21 protein-coding genes and 1 pseudogene are annotated in these 20,847 nt (G+C 70.4%); 12 read left to right on the forward strand and 10 right to left on the reverse strand.

Going from position 1 to position 20,847, the window contains the following annotated elements; all coding sequences use genetic code 11:
* Positions 1-19 precede the first annotated feature (19 nt).
* Positions 20-1,249, forward strand: coding sequence for a Fic family protein (locus tag EDF32_RS12260; RefSeq protein ID WP_123308843.1), 1,230 nt, complete (start codon positions 20-22; stop codon positions 1,247-1,249).
* 50 nt (positions 1,250-1,299) lie between these two features.
* Here the strand turns inward: EDF32_RS12260 and EDF32_RS12265 are convergent.
* The 4 genes and pseudogenes from EDF32_RS12265 to mqo all read right to left on the reverse strand — a co-directional run bounded on the left by EDF32_RS12265 (position 1,300) and on the right by mqo (position 5,290).
* Positions 1,300-2,342, reverse strand: a pseudogene (locus EDF32_RS12265) (aldo/keto reductase).
* Positions 2,343-2,364: 22 nt separating this feature from the next.
* Positions 2,365-2,583, reverse strand: a complete 219-nt coding sequence (locus EDF32_RS12270; protein ID WP_123308844.1) for an SCO4848 family membrane protein — start codon at positions 2,581-2,583, stop codon at positions 2,365-2,367.
* Positions 2,584-2,593: 10 nt separating this feature from the next.
* Positions 2,594-3,637 carry an LLM class flavin-dependent oxidoreductase gene (locus EDF32_RS12275; protein ID WP_123308845.1) on the reverse strand — a complete coding sequence of 348 codons (1,044 nt, stop codon included), beginning with the start codon at positions 3,635-3,637 and terminating at the stop codon, positions 2,594-2,596.
* Positions 3,638-3,751: 114 nt separating this feature from the next.
* The gene (gene mqo, locus EDF32_RS12280; protein ID WP_255414264.1) at positions 3,752-5,290 is read right to left on the reverse strand and encodes a malate dehydrogenase (quinone); all 1,539 of its coding nucleotides are present in this window, start codon (positions 5,288-5,290) and stop codon (positions 3,752-3,754) included.
* Positions 5,291-5,539: 249 nt separating this feature from the next.
* Here mqo and EDF32_RS12285 point away from each other — a divergent pair, with 249 nt between their 5' ends.
* Genes EDF32_RS12285 through EDF32_RS14990 form a run of 3 tightly spaced genes read left to right on the forward strand, consistent with a single transcriptional unit; the run spans position 5,540 to position 6,887 of the window.
* A complete protein-coding gene (locus EDF32_RS12285; RefSeq protein WP_123308847.1) occupies positions 5,540-6,094 on the forward strand; it encodes a type IV toxin-antitoxin system AbiEi family antitoxin domain-containing protein in 555 nt (184 codons plus the stop codon).
* A complete protein-coding gene (locus EDF32_RS14985) occupies positions 6,091-6,591 on the forward strand; it encodes a nucleotidyl transferase AbiEii/AbiGii toxin family protein (protein WP_199734926.1) in 501 nt (166 codons plus the stop codon). The genes EDF32_RS12285 and EDF32_RS14985 overlap by 4 nt, the downstream gene beginning before the upstream one ends.
* A 23-nt stretch (positions 6,592-6,614) precedes the next feature.
* Positions 6,615-6,887, forward strand: coding sequence for a nucleotidyl transferase AbiEii/AbiGii toxin family protein (locus EDF32_RS14990; protein WP_199734927.1), 273 nt, complete (start codon positions 6,615-6,617; stop codon positions 6,885-6,887).
* 256 nt (positions 6,888-7,143) lie between these two features.
* Here the strand turns inward: EDF32_RS14990 and EDF32_RS12295 are convergent, their stop codons facing one another.
* On the reverse strand, positions 7,144-7,476 hold the full coding sequence (locus tag EDF32_RS12295) for a DUF3024 domain-containing protein (protein WP_123308848.1): 333 nt from the start codon (positions 7,474-7,476) through the stop codon (positions 7,144-7,146).
* 92 nt (positions 7,477-7,568) lie between these two features.
* On the opposite strand from EDF32_RS12295, the gene EDF32_RS12300 reads away from it, so the two are divergent.
* A complete protein-coding gene (locus tag EDF32_RS12300; protein WP_148061602.1) occupies positions 7,569-8,042 on the forward strand; it encodes a hypothetical protein in 474 nt (157 codons plus the stop codon).
* Between the two features lie 176 nt (positions 8,043-8,218).
* On the opposite strand, the gene EDF32_RS12305 is transcribed toward EDF32_RS12300, so the two are convergent.
* Both EDF32_RS12305 and EDF32_RS12310 read right to left on the reverse strand, forming a co-directional pair.
* Entirely contained in the window at positions 8,219-8,878 is a 660-nt protein-coding gene (locus tag EDF32_RS12305) for a MarR family winged helix-turn-helix transcriptional regulator (protein WP_123308850.1), read from the reverse strand.
* A complete protein-coding gene (locus EDF32_RS12310; protein WP_123308851.1) occupies positions 8,875-9,819 on the reverse strand; it encodes a serine aminopeptidase domain-containing protein in 945 nt (314 codons plus the stop codon). The genes EDF32_RS12305 and EDF32_RS12310 overlap by 4 nt, the downstream gene beginning before the upstream one ends.
* 79 nt (positions 9,820-9,898) lie before the next feature.
* Between EDF32_RS12310 and EDF32_RS12315 the strand changes: the two genes are divergently transcribed.
* Positions 9,899-10,165, forward strand: coding sequence for a hypothetical protein (locus tag EDF32_RS12315; protein WP_148061603.1), 267 nt, complete (start codon positions 9,899-9,901; stop codon positions 10,163-10,165).
* Between the two features lie 310 nt (positions 10,166-10,475).
* Here EDF32_RS12315 and EDF32_RS12320 read toward each other — a convergent pair whose 3' ends face one another.
* Positions 10,476-10,787 carry a hypothetical protein gene (locus tag EDF32_RS12320; RefSeq protein ID WP_123308853.1) on the reverse strand — a complete coding sequence of 104 codons (312 nt, stop codon included), beginning with the start codon at positions 10,785-10,787 and terminating at the stop codon, positions 10,476-10,478.
* A 254-nt stretch (positions 10,788-11,041) separates the two neighbouring features.
* On the opposite strand from EDF32_RS12320, the gene EDF32_RS12325 reads away from it, so the two are divergent.
* From EDF32_RS12325 to EDF32_RS12350, 6 genes are all read left to right on the forward strand, one after another.
* Positions 11,042-11,848, forward strand: coding sequence for a hypothetical protein (locus tag EDF32_RS12325; protein ID WP_123308854.1), 807 nt, complete (start codon positions 11,042-11,044; stop codon positions 11,846-11,848).
* 379 nt (positions 11,849-12,227) lie between these two features.
* Positions 12,228-13,352, forward strand: a complete 1,125-nt coding sequence (locus EDF32_RS12330; protein WP_123308855.1) for a hypothetical protein — start codon at positions 12,228-12,230, stop codon at positions 13,350-13,352.
* A 161-nt stretch (positions 13,353-13,513) separates the two neighbouring features.
* Positions 13,514-14,836: a hypothetical protein gene (locus tag EDF32_RS12335; RefSeq protein WP_123308856.1), complete on the forward strand. Its 1,323-nt coding sequence runs from the start codon at positions 13,514-13,516 to the stop codon at positions 14,834-14,836.
* A gap of 33 nt (positions 14,837-14,869) precedes the next feature.
* Entirely contained in the window at positions 14,870-15,682 is an 813-nt protein-coding gene (locus tag EDF32_RS12340; RefSeq protein WP_123308857.1) for a GIY-YIG nuclease family protein, read from the forward strand.
* Between the two features lie 223 nt (positions 15,683-15,905).
* Positions 15,906-16,262, forward strand: a complete 357-nt coding sequence (locus EDF32_RS12345; protein ID WP_148061604.1) for an MGMT family protein — start codon at positions 15,906-15,908, stop codon at positions 16,260-16,262.
* Positions 16,263-16,557: 295 nt separating this feature from the next.
* Entirely contained in the window at positions 16,558-17,955 is a 1,398-nt protein-coding gene (locus EDF32_RS12350; protein WP_123308859.1) for an MFS transporter, read from the forward strand.
* Positions 17,956-18,042: 87 nt separating this feature from the next.
* Here the strand turns inward: EDF32_RS12350 and EDF32_RS12355 are convergent, their stop codons facing one another.
* Positions 18,043-19,728 (reverse strand): ABC-F family ATP-binding cassette domain-containing protein, encoded by a 1,686-nt coding sequence (locus EDF32_RS12355; RefSeq protein ID WP_123308860.1) that lies wholly within the window; start codon positions 19,726-19,728, stop codon positions 18,043-18,045.
* Positions 19,729-19,906: 178 nt separating this feature from the next.
* A complete protein-coding gene (locus tag EDF32_RS12360; protein WP_123308861.1) occupies positions 19,907-20,830 on the reverse strand; it encodes an NADP-dependent oxidoreductase in 924 nt (307 codons plus the stop codon).
* Positions 20,831-20,847 lie beyond the last annotated feature (17 nt).

A 20,847-nucleotide genomic window follows, 5' to 3' on the forward strand; every position in this document is an offset into this window, starting at 1 on the left:
CGTTGAAGGGAGGCCGACCATGGGCGTCCCCGACGGCGACGGCACCGAGCGTGTCTGGGATCGCACCGGACGATGGCCGGCGCTCGAGCTCGAGGATCGGGAGTGGGTGTCGACGATCGAGCCCGGGCACCTGTCGGTCTTCGAGCGCACGCGGATCGAGCGCCCCTATCGAGCCGCGGTCGTCCCGGAGATTGCCGAGGCCTCGGTCCGCCTGGCTCCCGAGACGAGAGAGATCGTCGAAGCAGCGACGCAGGACGTCGTCAGGTTCGACGAGCAGATGGCCTCGCTCCCGGTGCCGATGCCGGCGGTCCTCTTGCGCAGCGAGTCGGCGTCGTCGTCCCAGATCGAACATCTCACTACCAACGCGCGCAACCTCGCCATGGCCAGCATCGGGGTCGACTCGAAGCAGAACGCCGAGCTGGTCGCCGCCAATGTCCGCGCCATGTCTCTGGCCACCGCTGCGGGGGGTGACCGCGTCGATGTGGAGACGATTCTCGCGGTGCACCGTGCCCTGATGGCCGAGTCCGAGCCTGACGTCGCCGGGAGGTGGCGGGCCGAGCAGGTCTGGATCGGGTCGCACGCCGCCTATCCGCACGGCGCCGACTTCATCCCGCCGCACCACGAGCGGCTCCCGGCCGCGATCGACGATCTCGTACTCTTTTCCCGCCGCGCCGACGTTCCCGCGCTGGCGCACGCCGCGATCGTGCACGCACAGTTCGAGACCATCCACCCGTTCACGGACGGCAACGGCCGCACGGGCCGTGTCGTTCTCCAGTCCGTGCTCCGCGGGCGTGGCGTCATTCGCGCCACGACCGTCCCGATCTCTGCTGGGCTGCTGCGCGATCCGGACCGTTACTTCCGTGCGCTCACCGCCTACCGGGACGGCGACGTCGATCGGATCGTCGCCGACGTCTCCGAGGCCGCGCTCAGTGCCACAGCTGGTGGCCGTTCGCTCGCAGCAGCAATCGGGGAGATCCGCGAACGATGGCGCGAACAGATCAGAGCGCGATCGAACTCGTCGGCGTGGCTCCTGTCCGACGCCTTGTTCGCCCAGCCTGTCGTCACCGCGGAGCACGTCGCCCGGGTGCTCGGCCTCTCGGACCGCGGCGCACGCAACACCATCGACGTGCTGGTGCGGGACGGGATCCTTACGGCCGCCACGACCGCTCAGCGGATGCGGTACTGGCAGGCGCCGGAGGTGCTGGCAGCCATGGACGAGTTCTCTCGCAGGTCCGGGCGCCGCGCCTGAGGCAGATGCCGGCGTTGGTGCCAATAGTCGGGAAGCGTTCGCTGGGCCGGTCAGAGGTCGCTGGAGCGCGAGGCCCAGATGTTGATCCCGGCGTCGCCCCGCTGGGCGTCGACGGCGGCGAGCTCCTCCTCGGTGAGCGGGGGCTCGTCGAGCGCGCCGAGGCTGTCCGCGAGCTGGGCCACGGTCCGGGCGCCGACCAGGACGGACGTGACCCGCCGGTCGCGCAACGTCCACGCGAGCGCCAGCCGGGCGAGCGACGTGCCGCGGGCCTCTGCCACGGCGTGCAGCGCGCGCACCCGAGCGAGGTTCTCCTCGGACAGGAAGCCCTCCCGCAGCGGCCCGCCGCGGGCGGCGCGGGAGCCCGCCGGGACGCCGTGCAGGTACTTGTCCGTGAGCATGCCCTGCGCGAGCGGCGAGAAGGCCACGAGGCCCAGGCCCGCGTCGTCGGCCACCTCGAGGACGGACCCGCCCGAGGCGTCGGGCTTCTCGATCCACCGGTTGAGCATCGAGTACGACGACTGGTGCAGGGTCAGCTCGATGCCCAGGTCCGCCGCGACGGCGAGCGCCTCGCGGGTGCGCGTGGCCGAGTAGGACGAGATGCCGACGTAGCGGGCGCGGCCCGAGCGCAGCGCCGTGGCGAGGCGCCGACCGTCTCGGTCAGCGGCGTCGTCGGGTCGTAGCGGTGGCTGTAGAAGACGTCGACGGCGTCGATGCCCAGGCAGGCGAGCGAGCGGTCGAGCGAGGCCAGCAGGTACTTGCGCGAGCCGCCCTCGCCGTACGGGCCGGGCCACGCGCGGTAGCCGGCCTTGGTGGTCAGGACCAGCTCGTCGCGCCGGTGGCGCAGGTCGCGGCGCAGCAGGTCCCCGACGAACGCCTCGGCGGCGAACGGCGGCGGGCCGTAGTTGTTGGCGAGGTCGAGCTGGACGACGCCGCGCTCCAGCGCCGCCAGGACGATGTCGCGCTGGGTGGCGCGCGGGTCGGCCTCGCCGAAGTTCTGCCAGAGCCCGAGGGAGATCGCGGGCAGGTCGAGGCCGGAGCGTCCCGCGCGGCGGAACGGGACGGGCAGGGTCTCGGGCGGGGTGGCGTCGCTCATCTCCCGACCGTAGCCGAGCGGGTCAGATCAGGGTCATCAGGCCGAGGACGCCGACGGCGAGGCCGAGCGCGAGCGAGACCGCGATGAGCACGGAGTGCACGGCGTAGAAGCGGGTGGGGCGACCGGCGTCGTCGCGCGAGCGCGGGTCCTTCGCGATCCGCTGCCAGAAGCGCGGCCAGATGAGCAGGTTCCAGAGGGCGGTGACGACGAGGAGCAGCGACCAGCCGAGGGGGAGATCCATGCGTCCATTCTCACGCGCCGGCGAGCATGTCCCGGACGAGCGGCGCGACGCGTGTGCCGTAGAGCTCGATGCTGCGCAGCATCGCGTCGTGGGGCAGGGTGCCGTGCGAGTACTTGAGGTCGAACCGCTGCAGGCCCAGGGAGCGCACGGTCGCGGCGATCTTGCGGGCGACGGTCTCCGGCGACCCGGCGAACAGCGCGCCGTCCGGCCCGGCGGCCGTCTCGAACTGGTCGCGGGTCATCGGCGGCCAGCCGCGCTCGCGGCCGAGGCGCGCCATCACCTCGCGGTAGTGCGGCCACAGCTCCTCGAGTGCCTGCTCGTCGGTCGGGGCGACGTGCCCGTGCGAGTGCACGCCGGCGGGCTGCGGCGCCTGGTCGAGCTCGTCGAGCGCGCGCCGGTAGAGGTCGGCGTAGGGCAGGAACTGCTGCGGGCTGCCGCCGATGATCGCGAACATGATCGGCAGCCCGTGCCGGGCGGTGCGGACCACGGACTCGGGGCTGCCGCCCACGGCGACCCAGGTCGTCAGCGGCGGGTTCTCGACCGTGGGGAAGACGCTCTGGTCGCGCAGCGCCGAGCGCAGGGCGCCGGACCACGTGACGGGCTGCTGGGTGCGCAGCCGGGCGAACAGCTCCAGCTTCTCCTCGAAGAGCTGCTCGTAGTCGCCCAGGTCGAGGCCGAACAGGGCGAAGGACTCCACGAAGGAGCCGCGCCCCAGCATCGCCTCGGCGCGCCCCGAGGAGAGCGCATCGAGGGTCGAGAACCGCTGGAAGACGCGCACCGGGTCGTCGGAGCTGAGGATCGTCACGGCCGAGCCGAGGCGGATGCGCTGCGTGCGGCTCGCGATCGCGGCGAGCACGACGTCGGGCGCCGAGACCGCGTAGTCCTCGCGGTGGTGCTCGCCGATCCCGAGGACGTCGATGCCCACCTGATCGGCCAGGACGGCCTGGTCCACGAGGTCGCGGATCACCTGGGCGTGGGGGACGGGGGCGCCGTCGGGCGTGGTGGTGACGTCGCCGAACGTGTCGACGCCGAGCTCGAGCGTGGCGGGTTCCATGGGACCGAGTGTTCCATGGCGGGTCGGGGACGGCCGTGCCCCCGCCTGGGACGTGTCAGACCCCCGATCCGCCAGGGCGGAGCGAGGGTCTGACAGGTGGGGCGGGGGTGCGCGTCAGGCGTTCGCGCCGACCTCGCCCGAGATGCCGTCCGGGCCGGCCGAGGACAGCTGGCCGAGCTCCTCGTGCTCCCAGGGCGCGAGGCCGAGGCTCGGGACCATCGTCGCGAGCGGAGCACGCCAGGTCTCGAACCGCTCCGGGAAGCAGCGCTGCAGGACGTCGACCATCGCGGAGACCGCGGTCGAGGCGCCCGGCGAGGCGCCGAGCAGGCCCGCGATCGAGCCGTCGGCGGCCGAGATGACCTCGGTGCCGAACTCGAGCACGCCGCCCTTGACCGGGTCCTTCTTGATGACCTGGACGCGCTGGCCCGCGGTGATCGTCTCCCAGTGGTACGGCTTCGCCTCGGGGTAGAAGGCCTGCAGGGCGCTGAACTTGGTCTCGGGCCGGGCCACGAGCTGGCTGACGAGGTATTGGGTCAGCGGGATGTTCTTCAGGCCGGCGCCGAGCATCGAGCCGATGTTCCCGGGCCGGACCGAGCTGACGAGGTCGGTCAGCTTGCCCTTCTTGAGGTACTTGGGGCTGAACCCCGCATACGGGCCGAACATCAGGTAGCTCTTGCCGTCGACGACGCGGGTGTCGAGGTGCGGCACGGACATGGGCGGGGAGCCGACGTCGGCCTTGCCGTACACCTTGGCCTGGTGCTGGGCGACGATCTCCGGGTCGGATGTGCGCAGGAACTCGCCGCTGATCGGGAAGCCGCCGTAGCCCTTGATCTCGGGGATGCCGGCCTTCTGCAGGAGGGGCAGCGCGCCGCCGCCGGCACCGACGAACACGAAGCGCGCGTTGACCGTCGTCGGGCGCGGGTCGGCGTTCCAGGAGACGTCCTTGACCTTCAGGCGCCAGGTGCCGTCGGCGCGCTTCTTCAGGCTCTTGACCTCGTGCTGGAGGTGGAGCTGGGCGCCGCTCGCGGTGAGGAACTCGGTGAGCTGGCGGGTGAGCGACCCGAAGTCGACGTCGGTGCCGGACTCGGCACGGGTCGCGGCGATCGGCTCGGCCGGGTCGCGGCCCTCGACGAGCAGCGGGGCCCACCCGCGGATCGTCGCCGGGTCGTCGGAGTACACCAGGTCGCTGAACAGCGGGTGCTGGACGAGCGCGGCGTGGCGCCGGCGCAGGTAGTCGACGTTCTCCGCGCCGCGCACGAGCGTCATGTGCGGCGTGCGGGAGAGGAACGTCTGCGCGCCGTCGAGGTGGCCCGCGGAGGTCAGGTGGTGCCAGAACTCGCGCGAGGCCTCGAACTGCTCGTTGATCGTCACGGCCTTGGACGTGTCGATCGAGCCGTCCGCGCGCTCGGGCGTGTAGTTCAGCTCGCACAGGGCGGCGTGACCGGTGCCGGCGTTGTTCCAGGGGTTGGACGACTCCTGGGCGACCTCGTCGAGGCGCTCGTAGATCCGTACCGTCCATGTCGGCTCGAGGAGCGTGATCATCGCCCCCAGGGTCGAGGACATGATGCCGCCGCCGACGAGCGCGACATCGACCGTCTCTTCCGCGTGAGATTTCGACATACGGAAGAGACTATGACTCGTGAAACCTCGCACAAACGTGATCCCGGTCACGCCGGCAGTTCACATCGTTGCCGTGGGCGATCCTGTCGTCGCAGGTCATTCGCGGTTTCGCGGGCGAGGTGAGACCGGGTGCCAGACGCCGTCTCGAGTTTGTGCAGTACGTCACATTCGCCCGGGTGGGGTTGTCGTCGCCGACGCCTCGCGGGGGCGAGCATCGTGCCGTGCCGTTGTTCCTCACCGCCATCAGGTCTACCCTTGCTGTAGACACTTAGGAGGTGCGGGATGGCGGTCCTGACGCTGGCGTCGGCCCGTGCAGCAGGGCTGCGCAAGGACGAGGTCTACCGCATGGCTCGGTCCGGTGAGCTGGAGAGGATCGGGCGCGGCGTGTATGCCCGGGCCGGTGAGCTCGACCCTGCCGTAGCGCCGCTGTCGGGCGCGACCGCGCTCAAGCCGTCCGCGACGATGTGTCTGACGAGCGCGCTGGTGCACCACGGGCTGAGCGACGAGATCCCGCATGCGACCGACATCGCTCTGCCGCGCGGCACCAGGTTCCCCGCGGGCTTCGACCACGTGACGTGGCATGCCTTCGCGCCGGAGACCTTCGAGGTCGGACGCGTCACCATGCCCGAGCACCCGGACTTGACGATGTACTCAGCCGAGCGGTCCGTCGTGGACGCTTTCCGGACCGCCCATCTCGAGGGGATCGACCAGGCCAACGAGGCGCTGCGTCGGTGGGTGCGGCGCCCGGGGAGCTCGCCTGCCGAGCTCCTGCGCACCGCCGGACGTTTTCCCCGAACCGTCACTGCCATCCGCCATGCGCTCCAGGTGCTGCTGTGAGTCCGAACCCGACACGCGAGACCCCCGCGGGTCGCGCGTACAACGACCTGCGCAACCTCGCCAAGGCACAGGGCCGCGATCCGGCGGAGCTCCTGACGCTGTACGCGCTCGAGGGCCTTCTCACCCGGCTCGCGGCCTCGGACCAGCGCGAAGACTTCGTGCTCAAGGGCGGCGTGCTCCTCGCGGCCTTCGCAGCGCGTCGTCCCACCCGGGACATCGACCTGGCCGCGTCGGGATTCTCGAACGACGTCGACGACGTCGAGCGCCGGGTGCGGAAGATCGTGTCGATCGAGGTCGCCGACGGTCTGGACTTCGATACCGCCGCGATCCGCAGCGAGACCATCCGCGAGGAGTCGGAGTACGCCGGCGTGCGGGTCCACCTGCTCGCAGCGGTGTCGAAGGCGCGGATCCCGATCCACGCCGACGTCAACTTCGGTGACCCGATCTGGCCGGCGCCACGAGCCCGACGGTGCCCCTGCTCCTCGGTGGTGAGGTAACGCTGCAGGGATACCCGGCACACATGGTCCTCGCGGAGAAGATCGTCACCGCAATCGACCGGGGCGTGGCGAACACACGATGGCGTGACTTCGTCGACATCGCCTCGATCAGTCGGACTCAGGCTATCGGCGCAGACGATCTCGTCGCCGCGATAAGAGTCGTGGCGGATCACCGGCACGTCGAGCTCCGAAGTCTCGATGAGTCGCTCGCCGGCATGGGCGAGGTTGCGCAGCCGCGATGGGGCGCTTGGCGGCGGAAGCAGCGCCTTGCCAGCAGCACGCCGGAGAGCTTTTAAGCCCTGGTCGACGAGGTCAGAGAGTTTGCCAGCCCCATCCTGAGCGGCGCGGCTGATGGGCTCACTTGGCAACCGTCCGTGCGCACGTGCGCACGTGCGCACGTGGTCGCGTGAACCGTCCGTCCGAGGCGCGCCCGGCGACCCCGCACGTGGAAAAAACTCCACCGGGGTCGATCGAGCGTGCGTGCTTTGTATCGACGCCGAGGGCGCATCGTCCAACTGCTGCTGAGTTCCTCGAAGGGCGCCGCCCGAGGCCTCATCCCCAGAAGGTCGGGTCCTCGTGATTGCCGATGTAGTGGAGCAAGACCTGGATGTCTTTCGTCGGCCGTTTCCGCTTGTACTCGTGGAACCTCAGGTTCCGGTCGCGCCAGTAGATGCTCCACTGGCCCGTCGTGGCGGTGTAGCGCAGTCGAGCGATCGGGAAGCGTGTCCAGTCGCCCTGGCCGTCCCACGGCGGATGTGTCTCGATGATCGTCACGTGCCGGTCGGCGATCTCGGCCTCGACCCGAACCTGGTCCCACAGGTGCTCCGGAACCTGCTCCCGGCACCACCGTCCGATGCGCAACAGGTCGGCGTCGGGCATCGTCATGCTCGTCATCCTGGACGACGGCGCCGCCGGCCCGCGCAAGTACGCGCCGCCTCGCGACATGATGGTGATGACGGACCACTTCGGGAGGAGCGATGGCGCCATCCGACAGTGACCGACCGGCACCGGAGCGCTCGCGGCGTCAGCGGCTGCCGCTCTGGGCAGCGGTGGCGGCGCTCGGCATCGTCGCGCTCACCGTCGCCGCCGTCGTCGTGGCACCCGACGTGCCCGGGACACAACGGGCGTGCCCGGCGATCGGCTACTCCAGCGTGCTCGAGGTGACGCTCGACGGGGACACGTCCGAGGTGGCCGTCCTCCAGGTGCGCGACGGCGACCACTGGCAGCCGCCGTACCCGCCGGACGCGGAGGTCCCCGCGATTCCGACGTCGCACGACGGTGACACGTGGACCTTCACGTTTTTCTATCCGCCGAACCCGATCGCGCTCCGTGCGCTGGACGACCACGGGGACGTGCTCGAGCGGACGGAGGTCGACGTCGGCTGGGTGCGCGTCGGCGGGAGTGTCGAGTGCGGTGGCCCGATGGAGGCCGACGTCAGCTGGGTGCTGTGACGCCGTGGGTGACCGAACGACGGCCCCGCACCGACCGTCCGGGTACTTCGCGCTGCCGGTGCGTGGCTCTCGTTGACTGACAGGTGTGACACGGGCTCCGCAGTTGCGAGGTCAGCGGGTCCCGTCCATCGAGGACGTGTCAGCAGGAGGATTGCTTCGTGGGATATCTGAGTTCGTCATCGAGACTCCGGACGGCGACGTCGGGTTCGCCAGCGCCGGACCGGCGGCGGAGTTCCTCTTCGGCTCCGGGTTCGCGAACCCGAACCGTGAGCCGCACTGGCACCTGCGCTGGTGTCTCGACCGCATGGTGGTCGGCGAGTCGATGGACGTCGGCCACGTCCGCGTTGTCCGCGAGGCGACGCCCTGAAGCGACGCGGCAGCTGCGAGAGCGTGCGCGTCACGTGCTCGAGCCAGCGGCTCACGGTGGCTAGCTCGTCGGGGGTGAAGCCGTCGGTCAGGCGGTCGTTCAGCTCGGCCAGCGCGGCGCGGACGTCGTCCAGCGCGGCGGTGCCAGCGGACGTGAGGTCCAGGCGGACAGCGCGCCGGTCGTTCGGGTCGGCACGACGGCGCACGAGCTCGGCGCGCTCCATCCGGGCCAGCAGGCCGCTGGCGCCCGCGGGGGAGGCCTGTAGCGCGGCCGTCACCTCGCCGATCGTCGCGCCGGGGTGGTCCGCGAGGTGGAGCAGTACCCCGGCGGCCGGGGCGCCGATGCCGTGTCCGTTCCCGGGGGCGCCGGAGTGCCCGGTGGCGCGCCGCGCGATCCATCGCCGCATCTGGCGCTCCGCCGCGGTGGTGAGGAACACCAGCCGCGGCGTCCGCTGCCAGTCGTCCGTCATCGGCGGGACTTCTTGCCCCGGAAGCGGACTGCCGAGTCCTGCTGTGCGGGGGCGGCCTCGGCCCGCGCGTCGAGCCACGCGAGCAGCTCCGGCCACAGGGTCTCGCGCAGCCCGCGGCGGAAGAACCCGGTGTGCCCGATCGTCGAGACGCCGCCGTCGGCTGGGCTCCACGTGCGCCGCTCGACCCGGGCGCCGGTCAGGTGGTCGGTGATCGCATCGATCTGCGCGGGCGTGGCCCACGGGTCGTCGGTGAATCCGACAGCGAGCACGTCGCCCGTGACGCGCGCGGCGTCCGCGGCGGCGGTCATGGTCGGGTCGTCGAAGAAGTACCCGGGCAGCCTCGACCAGCGGCCCCACTCGCGCATCGCCGCGGCGGGCATGTCCTCCCCGAGGCCCAGGCGGCGGCCGGGCACGTAGCCCAGCAGCTTCGCCGTCGCAGGGCCGAGCGCCCGCAGGATCAGCCCGACGCGCGCCCGCTCGCGGCGGTCGGGGATGGTGGCCGTCACGCCAGCGTGCGACGCGACCGTGACAAACCCGGCCAGGCCGCGCGACCCGTGACGGAGCGCCAGCGCGTGCCCGCCGATGCTGTGCCCGACCGCCAGCTGCGGCACGTCGCCGAACCGCGGGCGCGCCCACGCGGCGACCGCGGGCACGTCGTCGGCCATCCAGTCCCGCATGCGCAGGCCACGATGGTCGCGCGGGCTGCCCGACCGGCCCGTGCCGCGGTAGTCGTACGTGACTGCCACGTACCCGCTGGAGGCGAGGAACTCCGCGGACCCCGTGCACAGGCGCTCGGGGACCGCCGTCGCGGGGTGGATCACCACGACGCCGCGAGGCGACTCGTCGGCGGGCTTGCGCACCGTGCCGACGACCCACCCGCCCGCCGGGATCTGGATCCGCAGCTCCTCGGCGTCCAGCGTCGCCGTGTCGTCACTTCGCATGCGAAATACCTCAACGGCCCGTGCACCGGGCCCATGGTCGGGCGGCCAGGGAACGCGTCGCGCGTGGCACTCTTCGGTCGTGAACCTGTCGAACCGGCCGCGACGGGGCTTCTGGTACCAGGTGTGGCGACCGTTCCGCGCCTTGGGGCGCGGCAACGACCGAGTCCTGGAGTTCTTCGACCTCATCAGCATCGTCGTGAACGTCGGGCGCGCCGTCCTCTGGCTCTTCGTGGCGTGGGGAGCGTCGCGGCGCGCGTCTTCGACTGGTGACGTTCGCCCGTGGTCCGGAAATCGCCCCCTCGCACTGATGACGAAGCTGACGGACACAGCGTCCATGACGCTATGAACCCTGTGCGCTACTCGGTCGCCGACACGCCGGGGCTACCGTGACGGCCATGGCTCTCCCTGGCCAGTTCAAGTTCCAGGCCGTGTGCGCTGGCCTCTTCGCGGTGCTCGGTCTGGTGCTGCTCATCACCGCGGACTCGACGACGACCAGAGTCATCGCGATCGGCGCAGGTGGCATGCGGAATCGGCCTGGTGCTGCTCGCCTATCGCGACGGACGGCGGGCGAACGCTCGTCGCGACGAGGTGGACGCCGAGGACCGCCAGGCCTGATCGGGCGAGGCCTGATTTGGGCGAGGCGACCATCCGACGGTTCAGGCCGTCGGGCTCCTGGGGTAGTCGATTCTCGACCAGTCGCCGCCATTCGGGTGCTCGATGCTGTCAGACCGTATGTACGCGCGGACCCGGCGTGGCTGCCCTACGGCGACGTAGCCCTCGTACGGCGGGATCCAGAACTGCTCGCCCGCCCAGGCCGCGCGCCCGTAAAGCGAGTCGATCGTCCCGGCGAGCCAGCCGCGCAGCCATGGGTCGTCGATTCCGAACTCGCGCAGGGCGGCGTCGAAGGTCTGCGGTCCATGGTCGTACCGCGGCGTCGTGCCGGTGACGGAGTGGAGGGCGAGGCTCATCGCCACATCGTCGCTGGATGGAGGACCACCGTCACCATAGGGAGCGGGCGAAGTTCTCGTAGGCCACGGCGGTCGTCGGTGGGTATGGTCCCGACCACTTGTCGTGTGACCCACCGGCCGCGAGTTTCACCCGTCCGCGACCAGCCTGGTTGCCCGCTGCATAGATAGCCTCGATGCAGCCCGGCGCCGGGGGCGCTTGAAGGTGAAGCCCGAGGTGCCGACCCCACCACGCACCGAGAGCGAGACCCATCGAAGTGAAGCGCATCCTCACCCTTGTCACCGCCGCGGCGATCGCCCTGAGCCTCGCGGCGTGCTCCGGCGCGGAGGCCCCTGCCGAGCAGCCGGCGACCGCCGGGGCGGCCGAGTCGGAGACCGCCAGCCCGACGCCTACCGAGGAGCCGGACCCGGTCGCCGAGAACTGGGACGACATCGTCGCGTTCGTCGAAGCGACCCACGTCAACGACACCGACACAGCGATGGCCGTCACGGCGAAGGACAGCCCGGCGGTGGAGTACGTCGCCTATATCCGCGACAATGCACTCGCTGACCAGACTGCCGGGTTCGACCCGCACATGTTCGACGACGGGTACTCGTTCGATGGCGACAAGAAGAAGCAGGAAGTCGCCATCTCCTTCCGGGACACCACGGGTAATGGCAGCGACCCGCAGGACTACACCTGGTCCGATTGGAAGGTGACCGAGGACGGCAAGATCGAGTCGTGGACCGGAGCGTCTGGCTCGATCAGCAAGGTGCTCGGCAAGGAGCACGACTCGAAGAAGGCCAAGGGCCAGACGGTCACTGTCGCCCACGCGTACAAGGCGAACTCGGGCGCGGTCATCATCGTTCTGAAGGTCGACTCCAACGTCAGTGAGTACCCAGACACCGCCCCCGTCTACGTCGGTCCGGACGGCGTCGCGCGCAAGCCTGCACAGGTGAGCACGACAGACCTTGTCGAGGGCGCCACCTCGTACCTGTCGTACGTGTACACGGACGCCGACTTCGGCGGGAAGTTGAAGTACCTCGTCGACTACGAGACCCCGGTGACGCTCACGATCAAGTGACCCCACAGCTGCCGCCCCTGTTCCCTATCGGAGCCGGGGCGTCGGCGTCCCACCCTTCCGGACACTGTCCGGTGCTGAGAGCGAGGAAGCGCGGCGCAGTCCGCCGCGTTCGACGTCCTCGCCGCCGGCCTCGTCGGGCCCTGACACAGGTACGACGTCGAAACTCTGTCGTGGGCGGCCACACGAGAATGCCGCCGTGGTCACAATCGGTCGGCTCGGGTGCCGGCTGGTTCACACGCCCGAGCGGCGAGGGCTCGATTTCTTCTGCGGCATCCATCCGTGCGGCCGGCCCTCGGTATTCGAACCCGGCGCGTCGCGCGCCCCCGAGTCCCCGAACACCCAACCGTCCTGGGCTGCGCCCGGAGCATACGATCATTCGATGGTGCACGTTCCGGCCTATGTCGCCGACCGGATCCGGCAGCCCGTTCCTGACGGGTGCTCGGTCGTGCCGGGATCCACTCCGGTCGTCGTCTTTGGCGATCTGCGCACGGCCACCGTGGCGACCCTCGGCTTCAATCCGAGCGAGAACGAGTTTGTCACCAACGACGGTGCGCCGGTCGACCCGCGCCGACTCGCGACCTACGAGTCCCTCGGTGTCGGGACGCTCACGACGGCGACAGACGAGCAGGTCGCCCAGGTGCTGACCGAGTGCTACGAGTACTTTAGGTACCATCCGTACTGGACCTACTTCAAGCCGTCGGAGAACCTGCTGCAGACGACGGTAGGAGCCTCGTACCTCGACGGCACCGCCGTCCACCTCGATCTCATCCAATGGGCGACCGATCCCGTCTTCGGCATGCTGCAAGGCCCGGTCCGCAAGAAGCTCGTTGCTGCTGATCAGGAGTTCCTCCGCCAGCAGCTCCTCTCCGAGAGCGTCCGCCTGGTCCTCCTCAACGGTGCTGGCGTGATCGATGCCGTGAGGAAGATGGGCGTGGACCTCGTCGAGGCCGAGCCCGCTGCTGCGGAGGACAAGTCCGCGAAGATCGTCGTCGGGGAAGAGTACGGGGCCTGCTTCATCGGCTGGAACAGGTTTCTCCCGAGTGCCCACGGCGTGACGAACGCGCTCAAGCAAGCGATCTACGCGCGGGTCAAGGACGAAGCCCGGAAGGCAAAGTTCACCCTTCACCCCGAGCCCGTGGCGCCGTCTGACGGCTTCATCGAGCGCGACGCGATCGTGACCACAGGGGGTGAGTTGCACGCGCTCCTCAAGGCCTGGACCGAGACGTCAACCGCCGCCACGATCGGCGACGTCGGCACTTTCGGTGGCAAGGCGTGGCTGTCCTGGCAGCACGGTGCCCAGACGATCGTTCTCAACGCCGACACGAGCCGCGCCGCAGTGCTCGAGTACCTCGCTTTCGCTGCCGAGCACGGAGTCGAAGAACCGTGGCGCGTCGTGGCCAACGCGAAGGGCAAGGTGAACCGTGTCGTCTACCGTGACGACCTGAAGTTGACCGGTTGGTACTGCTACACGCCAAAGCCGTGGACGACACCGGGCGATCTTTGAACGCCGCCCAGGTGTGCTCACAGGCGTTCGCCCCGCGCCGCTCACGTGCTGCGGCGACCCTGTCAAAGTTCACCCGGTGACAGAGGCATTACGCGAGCTCGGAGGCGTGGACGTCCTCGATGAGGTCCTACGCTTCGGGCAGCAGACGAACAGGAGGGCCCGTGGGCGCCGAGCTTGAGCTGGTCAGTGACGGCAGTGGTCTCGCTGTCGTCGGTGCGGAAGACGCGATCGAGCAGTTCCTGCTCGATATCGACCTCGTCGTCACGAACTCGCGGCCTCTGGCGCAGGCGGCCGTGGAGGGTGTCCACGCTGGAAGCGGCCTTGGCGGCCTGGCGCTGCAGGCTGGCGGACAGATCGCTGCTGAGTCGGGACGCTGGCTCAAGCTCACGGAGGAATCTGCGGCAAAGGTCCGCGAGTTCGGCTTGCAGGCGACCAAGGACAATCCGGCGATCAGTCACGCGATGATCGGTAAGCCGGGCGACGTGCAGTCCTGGATCCAGGTGGTCAACTCGCCGGCCGCGCTCTTCACGAACCCTGCAGCCCTCGCCTCGATCGGGACGATGATGGCCCAGCGCGAGCTGCAGCGGTCGATTGATGAGCTCCGTGAGTACCTCGCGCAGATCGACAAGAAGGTCGACGACATCCTGCGTGCGCAGAAGGACGGGATTTTCGCTGAGATGATCGGGGTGTCCCTCCTGGTCGACGACGCCAACACGGTCCGCGACGAGGTCGGTCGGGTTCCGGAGATCACCTGGTCGAAGATCCAGGGCGGTGCGGCGACCATTGCCAGCACTCAGGCGTATGCGGTGCGGCGGCTCGATGCTCTGGCTGACGGGCTCGAGTCCGAGCAGGACCTCGGAGACCTGGTCAAGGCGACGCAGAGTGCCCGCACCTCCGTCTCGGAATGGCTCGCGGTGATCGCCCGCTCGGTCCACGTGCAGGATGCGATCGACGTCCTCGAGCTCGACCGCGTCGCCGATGCGAACCCCGAAGAACTTGACCGGCATCGTGCCGGGCTGCGCCTGGCGCGTCAGAAGCGCCTGGACGTGATCGCCAGAGCGTGCGGCCAGCTCGTCGATCGCATGAACGAAGCATCGAGCAGGGCCAACCAGAAGGTGCTCTTCAACCCGTTCGCGTCACCGAAGGTCGTGGGCGCCAGCAACGAAGTGGTCGGCGCTGTCCTTGAGCTCGAGAGGCGCCTCGATCTCGTGACGGAGTCGGAGACCGCCGAGGCGCGTCGTTGGCTCGCCGCCCTTGTGGACACCCGGGACCAGGCGGTCGAATCCGGGCAGGATGCGCTCGTCGCCGCACGACGGCGGAGCGCACAGGCAGCTGAGAAGACAAGCGATCTGCGGGTCAAGGCGTTCGAGGCAGGGAGCGATGGCGTCGCTCGTGCGAGCGAGGCCACTAGCAGGTTCTTCGGTGGTCTCGCCGACCGGGCCCGTCGCCGACAGGGCGTTGGTGACGAAGCTCGGATCGACTGAGATGATGGCGAGCCTTCCTGGAGACCTGCACTCATGTCGCTGACGCTCGACCCGATCCTGCGTAGCGGAGGTATCGATCCCCACGGGGCCCTCGTGATCAGGCACGCGTACGTCAAGGAGCATGAGGACACGGGCCTGCCCGGCATCCACGCCGACTCCACCGACGAGGAAATCCTCGCGTACACCCGCAGACAGTCGGCATCCCCCCGGATCTTCCCCGCCGCACCGCCTGCCATCTGGGTGGTGTTCGTCCGCGAGGGAGGCGATCGGGCGCGCCTATGGTCGGTGCTAGAGAACCGGGGCGAGGTTGCGTACGACGGCGCGTTCCGCACCTTCGACCTGGTCGTGTCCGAGCGACTTGCGGACCTGAGGGACCGGCTGGTGATCGGGTGGCGCTCCCCGCGCACGTGGCGGCTCAACGGCCCCACGGCCGCGGGCTACCCGGTGATGGAGATCTCCGACGCGCAGCCGGTGCCGTTTCCGGGTTTCGACCGACTCGTACTCGACCACGCGCAGCTCCAGGCGGTGATGCGCGAGCACCGCTACGCCGCGTGGCGCACCGCGCTCGCGTCCGTCGTCGGTGTCTACCTGATCACCGATACCTGCGATGGGCGGCACTACGTCGGCAAGGCCGATGGCGCGGAGAGCATTCGGCAGCGCTGGACCGCCTACGCGACCAATGGCCACGGTGGCAACGTCGAACTGCGCACCAGCGACCCGACGAGCTTCCGCTTCTCTCTGCTGCGGGTGTTTGACCCGTCAACACCTACGAGGGTGATCGACGAGGCTGAGAGTCACTTCAAGGTCGCCCTGGACTCGCGGACGCATGGATTGAATCGAAACTGATCTCCGGCGGTGCATTGCAAACGCCGCGCTGACTCCGGCGAACGGTCCGTGCTGGGGTGAACTGCACACCTCCCAGGTATGACGGTCTCGCTACGAGTGATCTCCGCCGGGCAGGGGTACGCATACCTGCTGCGGTCGGTCGTGACCGGCGACGAAACTGGCAGACGGCCGCCACCTGGACGATGTGCGGGCGCAGTTCACGGGGGAGAAACCCACCACCGGCATGCTGTACGACTGGTCCGGGCTGCATGCCATCCTGGAGGAGCTCCCCGAGGGGCACTGGACCACCTACGGGAGCCTGGCGGCTGCCATCGGCACCGCTTCGCAAGCGGTGGGGAATCACCTGCCGCAGTGCCCTCAATGCGCGAACGGCTACCGCGTCCTCAAATGCGACGGAACCATCTCGCCGGGCTTCGTATGGACGGACGCGGACGACAACAACCGGGATCCGGTTGCCGTGTTGCAGGAGGAAGGACTCGCGTTCGTCGACAGCAAGGCTGACCCTGAACGCGAGCTTCGAGAGCCGGCTGTGCTGGAGCTGGTCGGGACGAGCTCGGAGGGCTCGGCGCTGCCCGACTGAATTCACTCTGGCGCGGAGTCCGTAGGCTTGTCGAGACACATGTCACCATGTGGTTTCGCACCCGTTTCGAGTGGCACGCGAGTTGCACGACTGCTCGACGCGAGGGCAATAACCGCGGAATTTCAACGATCCTGAGACCTCGGACTACACGATCAATTTATATCAAGCGGCGCAAATGGGCGAGATCGCAGCGAGGCGCGTACGCCTCGACCTAGAACGGCCAGCGCCCGACGCGTAGCCGCTGCGTCCCGGCTCACGAGCGGCCCCCGCCATCCCCGCCCCCTACCGTTGACCCGTGCCCTCCGCCACCACGCAGCGCCGCGTCCTCCTCGTCGCGATCCTCGCCTCGTTCGTCTCCTTCCTCGACGGCACCGTCGTCAACGTCGCGCTCCCGGCCATCGCCGACGACCTCGCGGCCGGCCCCGCCGACGCCCTGGCCCTGCAGCAGTGGGTGGTCGACGCGTACCTGATCACCCTCGGCGCCCTGATCCTCGTGGCCGGCTCGGTCTCCGACGTGCACGGCCGCCGACGCGTGCTGTGGTGGGGGCTGATCGGGTTCGCCGTCGCCTCCGTGCTGTGCGCCCTCGCGCCCACCGGCCCGTTCCTCATCGGCGCCCGCGCGCTGCAGGGCGTCGCCGGCGCGCTGCTCGTCCCGAGCTCCCTCGCGCTCATCGTCTCGACGTTCACCGGCCCCGCGCAGGGCCGCGCCATCGGGCGGTGGACGGCATGGTCCGGCACCGCGATGCTCGTCGGGCCGCTCCTCGGCGGCCTCTTCGTCGACACCCTGTCGTGGCGCTGGGTGTTCGGCATCAACGTCCTGCCCGTGGCGGTCACGCTCTGGCTGCTGCGCGGCATCGACGACGTCCCCGAGCCCAGCGGCCGCCGCATCGACGTGCGCGGCGCGGTGCTCGCCGCCGTCGGGCTCGCCGGACCCGTCTACGCGCTCATCGAGAGCTCCCGCTACGGCTGGGGGGACCCGGCCGTGTGGATACCGCTCGTCGTCGGCCTGGCCTGCCTCGCCGGGTTCCTCGCCTGGGAGCGCGCCGCCCCGGACCCGATGCTGCCGCTGCGCCTGTTCGCAGTGCGCAACTTCGCGGTCGGGAACGTCGCGACCGCCGCGATCTACGGCGCGCTCGGGTTCGGGCAGTTCGTCATCATCCTGTTCGTGCAGCAGGTCGCCGGGTACACCGCCACGGCGGCGGGCCTGTCCATGCTGCCCGTGACCATCCTCATGCTGCTCGTCTCCGGGCGGGCGGGAGCCCTGGCGGGCCGCTACGGGCCGCGGTTCTTCATGTCTGTCGGCCCCCTCGTCGGCGCCGCCGGCTACCTGCTGATGCTCACGACGACGGAGGACGCCGACTACTGGACGCAGCTGTTCCCCGGCGTCGCCGTCTTCGGCCTCGGCCTGGCCATGACGGTCTCCCCGCTGACCTCCGCGATCCTCGGGTTCATCCCCGCGGCCGACGCCGGCATCGGCTCCGCCACGAACAACGCCGTCTCGCGCATCGCCGGGCTCGTCGTCGTGGCGTTCGCCGGCGTGATCGTCGGGTCGCGGCTCGACGTCGACAGCTTCCACCGCGCGCTCGTCGTGACCGCCGCGCTGCTCGTCGTCGGAGGCCTCGTCAGCTGGGCGGGCATCCGCAACGCCCAGGTGACGGCGGCGCCCGACGACGCGGACGCCGTCGGGCAGTGACGCTCGCACCCGCTGTCGACCACGTCCTGTGTGCTGTTCCCGGACGCGGGAACGGTACTGATGACGTGCTCGGCACGGAAACCGGAGTCAGCGGGCCCGGGCGACCCGCTCGACGTCCCACACGGGCTCGGCCGTCTCGACCACGCGGCCGTCGGCCCCGAAGACCAGGAACCGGTCGAAGCCGCGCGCGAACCAGCGGTCGTGCGTGACGGTCACGACAGTGCCGTCGAACCCGGCCAGGCCCGCCTCGAGGGCCTCCGCGGAGTGCAGGTCGAGGTTGTCCGTCGGCTCGTCGAGCAGCAGCAGCGTGGCGCCGCCCAGCTCGAGCAGCAGGATCTGCAGCCGCGCCTGCTGCCCGCCGGACAGGGTCTCGTAGCGCTGCTCGGCCTGGCTCACGAGCCCGTAGCGGTCCAGCACCTTGGACGCCTGCTCGCGGCCCATGCCGGAGCGGTGGCCCTCGCCGCGGTGCAGGATCTCCAGCAGCGTGCGGCCCTCGAGCTCGGCGTGCCCGTGGTTCTGCGCGAACCAGCCCGGGCGCACGCGCGAGCCGAGCGCCGCCCGGCCCGTGTGGGTGACCGGCGCGATCGCCGGCGACCCCTCCGCGGGCTCGTGCTCCTTGTCGGGGTCGGATCCGCCGCGCGCGAGCAGCCGCATGAAGTGGCTCTTGCCGGACCCGTTGGACCCCAGCACCGCGACCCGCTCGCCGTAGAACAGCTCGGCGTCGAACGGTTCCATCAGCCCGGTGAGTCCCAGCGCCTCGCACGTCACCGCGCGCTTGGCCGTGCGCCCGCCGGTCAGGCGCACGCGCACGTTCTGCTCGCGCGCGAGCTGCGGGGGAGGGCCGGCCTCCTCGAACTTGCGCAGCCGCGTCTGGGCCGCCTGGTAGCGCGAGGCGAGGCCGTCGTTGAACTTCGACTTGGTCTTCAGCGTGTTGACCAGCGTCTTGAGCTGCGCGTGCTCCTCGTCCCAGCGCCGCAGCAGCTCCTCCTGGCGGTCGATCCGGTCCTGGCGCGCCTGCGCATAGGTGGCGAACCCGCCGCCGTGCACCCAGATCTTCGCGCCGGCGCTGCCCGGCTCGAGCGTGGCGACGTGCGTGGCGGTGTTCGCGAGCAGCTCGCGGTCGTGGCTGACGTACAGGAACGTCTTGGGTGAGGCGACCATCTCGGCCTCGAGCCACCGCTTGGTCGGCACGTCCAGGGCGTTGTCCGGCTCATCGAGCAGCAGGACCTCCTCGGGACCGCGCAGCAGCGCGGTGAGGATCAGGCGCTTGCGCTCGCCGCCGGAGAGGGTGCGCAGCTCGCGCCACTGGGCCTGGTCGAAGTCGATGCCGAGCACCTCGGTGGTGACCTTGTCCCACTCGGTCTCGGCGTCGTAGCCGCCCGCGTCGCCCCAGTCGACGATCGCCTGGGCGTAGCGCATCTGGGCGGGCTCGTCGTCGACCGTCATGATGCCCAGCTCGGCGTCGGCGAGCTCGCGGGCGGCCGCGCGCAGGGCCGGGGGCGCAGTGTCGGCGAGCGCCTCGCGGACGGTCGTCGGGTCGTCGTCGCGCACCACGACCTGGCGCATGACGCCGAGGCCACCCTGGACGGTCGCCGCGCCGCGGTGCGGGGCGAGGTCGCCCGTGACGACGCGCAGGAGCGTCGTCTTGCCGGCGCCGTTGGGCCCGATCAGCGCGGTGCGCGAGCCCGAGGGGACGCGCAGGCTCACCCCGCCGAGCAGGGTGCGGCCGTCGGACAGCTCGTAGCCGACCTCGCTGATGTCGATGTGACCCATGGGGACCATGATCCCCGACCGGCGGGGGAGGGACGACCGGTTTCTTCCCGGGCCGAGCACGGGCTTGCCGCCCCTCGAGCACGGGGTGCCCGCCGGGTCAGCGATGCTGACCCGGCGGCAACCCCGTGCTCGGCGGAGAAGGTGGGGGAGGGACGGAGAAGGTAAGGGAGGGACAGGGTCAGACGCGCACGACGACCTTGCCGCGCACGTGGCCCGACTCGCTCGCCCGGTGCGCGTCCGCCGCGTCCGCGAGCTCGAACACCTCGGCGACCTCGACGCGTACGGACCCGGCGTCGATCAGCCGCGCCACCTCCGCCAGGTCGCCCGACGACGGCCGCACCCACGCGTAGACCCCGCCCAGCTCGTCGCGGGCCGCGGCCTCCGTGATGGAGGCGACCGTGCCGCCGTCGGCCAGGACGTCCTTCGTGGTCGCCAGGGCCTCGCCGCCCACGTAGTCGAGGACGACGTCGACCCCCTCGGGAGCGAGCGCGCGCACCCGCTCGGCCAGCCCGTCGCCATAGGCCACCGGCTCCGCGCCGAGGGCGCGCACGTAGTCGTGGTTGGCCTCCGAGGCGGTGCCGATGACGCGCGCCCCGCGGGCGGCCGCGATCTGCACGGCGAAGGACCCGACGCCGCCGGCCGCCGCGTGCACGAGGACGGTCTGGCCCTCGCGCACGCCGGTGCGCGCGATCGTCTGGTAGGCGGTCAGCCCCGCGAGCGGGACCGCGGCGGCCTCCTCGAACGACAGCGACGCGGGCTTTGTCGCGAGGGTGCGCACGGGCGCGGAGACGTACTCGGCGAAGGTGCCGCCGTGCAGGACGTCCTTGCGGACGTAGCCGAAGACCTCGTCGCCCACCTGGAGCTCGGGGGTGTCCAGGCCGACCTGCTCGACGACGCCCGCGACGTCCCAGCCGGGCACGACGGGGAAGTCGACGTCCATGATCGCGTCGAGGTAGCCCTCGCGGACCTTCCAGTCGACGGGGTTGACGCTCGCCGCCTTCACGCGGACGAGGACGGAGTCGGGGCCGACCTTGGGCGTCGGCTGCTCCGTGAGCTCGAGGACGTCGGCGTGGCCATAGGTGCTGTAGGTGATCGCTCGCATACGGGCGGCAACCGGGC

It is taken from the genome of Cellulomonas sp. PhB143, from assembly GCF_003752595.1.
Lineage (GTDB): Bacteria > Actinomycetota > Actinomycetes > Actinomycetales > Cellulomonadaceae > Paraoerskovia.